Annotated in this window: 5 protein-coding genes; 2 read left to right on the forward strand and 3 right to left on the reverse strand. The window is 76.4% G+C overall.

Going from position 1 to position 4,214, the window contains the following annotated elements; all coding sequences use genetic code 11:
- Both C6N75_RS26330 and C6N75_RS26335 read left to right on the forward strand, forming a co-directional pair.
- Positions 1 to 239 (forward strand): sigma factor-like helix-turn-helix DNA-binding protein (locus tag C6N75_RS26330; RefSeq protein ID WP_181160625.1); only part of this gene is annotated, 239 nt, incomplete at its 5' end.
- A gap of 170 nt (positions 240 to 409) precedes the next feature.
- On the forward strand, positions 410 to 949 hold the full coding sequence (locus C6N75_RS26335; RefSeq protein WP_105871376.1) for a hypothetical protein: 540 nt from the start codon (positions 410 to 412) through the stop codon (positions 947 to 949).
- 9 nt (positions 950 to 958) lie between these two features.
- On the opposite strand, the gene C6N75_RS26340 is transcribed toward C6N75_RS26335, so the two are convergent.
- From C6N75_RS26340 to C6N75_RS26350, 3 genes are read right to left on the reverse strand one after another with little or no spacing between them, the layout of a single operon-like run.
- Complete coding sequence (locus C6N75_RS26340; RefSeq protein WP_105871377.1) at positions 959 to 1,183, reverse strand: DUF6296 family protein; 225 nt, start codon at positions 1,181 to 1,183, stop codon at positions 959 to 961.
- A 41-nt stretch (positions 1,184 to 1,224) separates the two neighbouring features.
- Positions 1,225 to 2,445 (reverse strand): sensor histidine kinase, encoded by a 1,221-nt coding sequence (locus C6N75_RS26345; RefSeq protein ID WP_105871378.1) that lies wholly within the window; start codon positions 2,443 to 2,445, stop codon positions 1,225 to 1,227.
- The gene (locus C6N75_RS26350) at positions 2,442 to 4,208 is read right to left on the reverse strand and encodes a sodium/solute symporter (protein WP_105871379.1); all 1,767 of its coding nucleotides are present in this window, start codon (positions 4,206 to 4,208) and stop codon (positions 2,442 to 2,444) included. Before C6N75_RS26350 ends, C6N75_RS26345 begins: the two co-directional genes overlap by 4 nt.
- Positions 4,209 to 4,214 lie beyond the last annotated feature (6 nt).

Consider the following 4,214-nt stretch of genomic DNA (forward strand, 5'->3'; position numbering starts at 1 on the left):
CCTTCACGCTGAGCCCGGAGCACCGGGCGGTGCTGGTGCGCCTCTACTTCGACGGGCTCAGCGTGAAGGAGGCCGCGGCCGAACTCGGCATCCCGGCCGGCACCGTCAAGTCCCGCTCCCACTACGCGCTGCGCGCCCTGGGCCGCGGACTGCCCGGGTACACGGCCGGTCCCACGGGCCTCGGCGGCCCCGGGGAGCCCGGCGCGCCCCCTCCGCCCCGGTCCGCGGCCGAAATGTAGGCGACGCCACACCCCGGATTGAGCGAACGGCGCGAAGCGGCCGTGTCTGACGGTGGAGGCTCGTTCCCGAGGGGCCGCGCGCCGGTCCGCGGCGCGGCGCGGCGCGGGGGGCGGCCTCCGCCCCCAACGCGCACAGGCGCGTCGACACGTCCCGGGAGAAGGTGGCAGCGGTGCGCCCCGACAGCGCGAACGGCACCGGCGGAGGCGGTCTGGCCGTGCCGATGGCCTGGCTGTGTGCCGAGTACACGGCCGACGAACTCCTCGGCGCCGGCGGGCTGGCCGCCCCCGGCTCGCTGGAGCACGAGGCGGCCCGCCGGGTCCTGGCCCTCACGGTCTACCTCGCGGACGGCGCCGGGCCGGGCCGGCCGGAGGCGGCCGGCGACCGGGTGGCGGAGTGGCTGCTGCGCACCGCGCACGGACACCCCTGGCCGCACTGGGTGCGCGGCGGCCTCGCCGACCGCGGGGCCGGCCACGACGACGCGGCCGGCGCCGGGGCGGACGGCGGGGCCGCGCTGGCCGGGGCGGCCTGGCGGAAGCTGGAGACCACCCACCTGCTCGCCGCCGACCTGGACGGACTGTGCGGCGGTGCGCAGGGCCGGCCCGCGGCGGACGGGGAGAGCCCGCTCGCCGTGGACGAGAGCCACCGGGCATGGCTGCCCTCGTGGCGGGTGGCGCTGCCGCTGGCCCACCTCACCCTGCGGCTGCTGTGAGGCGGGGGGCTACCGGGTGTGCGGCTGCACCGGGCGGGCCTGGACCCGGAAGACCGGGTCCTGGTAGCCGCCGCTGCGCAGCATCCGGACCTCGCCCCGGTCGCTGATCTCCGCCAGCACGATCCCGGTGTCGTCCGCGTATATCGGGTGTCCGCCGGACCCGGTCCGCTCGGTGCGGTGCACCACGACCGCGTCCTGGCCGAACACCAACTCATAGGCATCATGAACACGCATGGCATCCTCCATCCCCCGTCGCGTCCCCATAAGGGGACGATTCATACCTGATCGGACAGGGGTGGATCGCGGTGGACACCCGCGTGGTACTTGGGGACACGGACGGTGACCTTCATGCCCGCGCCGATACCCGTCTCCACCACCAGTCCGTGGCCGTCGCCGTACACCTGGCGCAGCCGCTCGTCCACGTTGGACAGGCCGATGCCGGACGGCTGGGCGCTCTCACCGGAGAGGATTCCCCGCAGCACGGCCGGATCCATCCCGACGCCGTCGTCCTCGACGGTGACCACGGCCTCGGCGCCGGCGTCCCGGGCGGCGATGGTGATCCGGCAGACGTCCGGCGAGTCCTCCAGTCCGTGCTTGACCGCGTTCTCCACCAGCGGCTGGAGGCAGAGGAACGGCAGCGCCACCGGCAGCACCTCCGGCGCGATCCGCAGGGTGACCCGGAGGCGGTCGCCGAAGCGCGCCCCGGCGAGCGCCAGGTACTGCTCGATGGAGCGCAGCTCGTCGGCCAGGGTGGTGAACTCGCCGTGCCGGCGGAACGAGTAGCGGGTGAAGTCGGCGAACTCCAGCAGCAGTTCGCGGGCCCGCTCGGGGTCGGTGCGGACGAAGCTGGCGATCGCGGCGAGCGAGTTGAAGATGAAGTGCGGAGAGATCTGGGCGCGCAGGGCCCTTATCTCCGCCTCGAACAGCCGGGTGCGGGAGCGGTCCAGTTCGGCCAGTTCGAGCTGGACCGACACCCAGCGCGCCACCTCGGTCGCCGCCCGCACCGAGGCCGCCGACTCGCGCGAGCCGTACGCCACCAGCGCGCCGGCCACGCCGTCCTCGCCGGTCAGCGGGGTGGCCACGATCCAGCGCAGCGGGCAGCCCGGCTCGGCGCACTCGCTGCGCAGGCTCTCCGCGCGCCCGGTGCGCAGCACCTGCGCCACCCGGGCCAGCGCCTGCTCGCGGTGGTGGCCGCCGCCGGGACCGTCCCAGGCGAGGACGGCGCCGCGGTCGGTGAGGCAGAGCGCCTCGGTGCCGAGCAGGGAGCGCAGCGTGCGGGCGGCCTTGCGGGCGGTGTCCTCGGTGAGCCCGGCGCGCAGCGGCGGGGCGGCGAGCGAGGCGGTGTGCAGGGTGTGGAAGGTGGCGTGCTCGACAGGGGTGCCGAGGTCGTGGCCGTCCCGCCCGGCCCGGCGGGCGGCGGACCGGCCGAGCGTGAACCCGGCGGCCAGCAGCAGCGCGGCGGCCGCGGCGAGGGCGGCGAACAGGATGCCGGTCACCGCCGGGCCTCCGGGGCGTGCGGGGTGGTGGCCGGGCCCGGGGAGCGCGGGCGCTCGGGGGCGGTGAGGTCCTCGGGCAGGTGCAGCCGGGCCAGGACGGCCGGGGCGCCGGGCGGCACCCGGCGCGGGGTGGCCAGCGAGACGGCGACCATGGTGGCGAAGCCCAGCGGCACCGACCACACCGCGGGCCAGGCCGCCAGGGTGTGGGCCCAGCCCTCGGGGACGGCCCCGGCCCGGGTGGCCATCACGGCGGTCAGGGCCGCCCCGCCGCCCGCCAGCAGGCCGGCGGCCGCACCGGGCGGGGTGAGCCGCCGCCACCAGATGCCCAGCACCAGCAACGGGCAGAACGAGGAGGCCGCCACCGCGAACGCCAGCCCGACGGCGTCCGCCACCGGCACGTCCCGGGCGACCAGGGACACCGCGAACGGCACCGCCATGGCGAGCGCGGTGGCCAGCCGGAAGTGCCGCACCCCGCGGGCGGGCAGCACGTCCTGGGTGAGCACGCCGGCGACCGACATGGTCAGCCCGGAGGCGGTGGAGAGGAAGGCGGCGAACGCCCCGCCGGCCAGGAGGGCGCCCAGCAGGTCGCCGGCCGTGCCTCCGAGCATCCGTTCGGGCAGCACCAGCACGGCGGCGTCCGCGGCGCCGGTCAGGGCCAGCTCGGGGGCGTAGATCCGGCCCAGTGCCCCGTACACCGGCGGCAGCAGGTAGAAGACGCCGACCAGGCCGAGTACCACCAGGGTGGTGCGGCGGGCGGCGCGGCCGTTCGGGCTGGTGTAGAAGCGGACGGCGACGTGCGGCAGACCCATGGTGCCGAGGAAGGTGGCCAGGATCAGCCCGTAGGTGGCGTAGAGCTGGCGGCCGTCGCGCCCGTCGGCCAGCGGCTGGGACCAGCCGAGCGGATCCCCGCCGGCGGCGGCGCGCTCGGGCACGGCCGCGCCCGCCGGGAAGCCGAGCACCGTCCCGGCGTCCACGGTGTGCGCGCCGGTCGCCAGGGTGACCTGCGCGCCGCGGTGGGCGGTGGCGTCGATCCGCCCGGTGACGGTGAGGGTGAGTGGTTCGGCGACCTCCACCCGTACCGTCTCGGCGATGGTCACCGAGGTGTGGTCGCGGAAGACGGCCGGGGCGTCCAGCCTGGCGCGCGGGGCGCCGTCGCCGAGCCAGGCGGCGGCCAGGAAGAGCACCGGCACCAGCAGGGCGGTCAGTTTCAGCCAGTACTGGAAGGCCTGCACGAAGGTGATGCTGCGCATCCCGCCGGCCGCGACCGCCCCGGTGACGACGAGCGCCACCACGCAGCCGCCGAGCCAGTCGGGGGCGCCGGTGAGGATCTCCAGGACCAGTCCGGCGCTCTGGAGCTGCGGCAGCAGGTAGAGCCAGCCGATGCCGACGACGAACAGGCCGGCGAGCTTGCGCACCCGGGCGGACTCCAGGCGGGCCTCGGCGAAGTCGGGCAGCGTGTAGGCGCCGGAGCGGCGCAGCGGGGCGGCGACCAGCACCAGGAGGACCAGGTAGCCGGCGGTGTAGCCGACCGGGTACCAGAGCATGTCGGGGCCCTGGAGCAGGACGAGCCCGGCGATGCCGAGGAAGGAGGCGGCGGAGAGGTACTCGCCGCTGATGGCGGCGGCGTTGAGGCCGGGGCCGACGGTGCGGGAGGCGACGTAGAAGTCGGAGGTGGTGCGAGAGATGCGCAGGCCGAGGGCGCCGACCAGCACGGTGGCGGCGGTGACGGCGGCGACGGCCGCCACCGCGTACGGCTGGCTCACCGGCGG

It is taken from the genome of Streptomyces solincola, assembly GCF_002982015.1.
Classification (GTDB): Bacteria; Actinomycetota; Actinomycetes; order Streptomycetales; family Streptomycetaceae; genus Streptomyces; species Streptomyces solincola.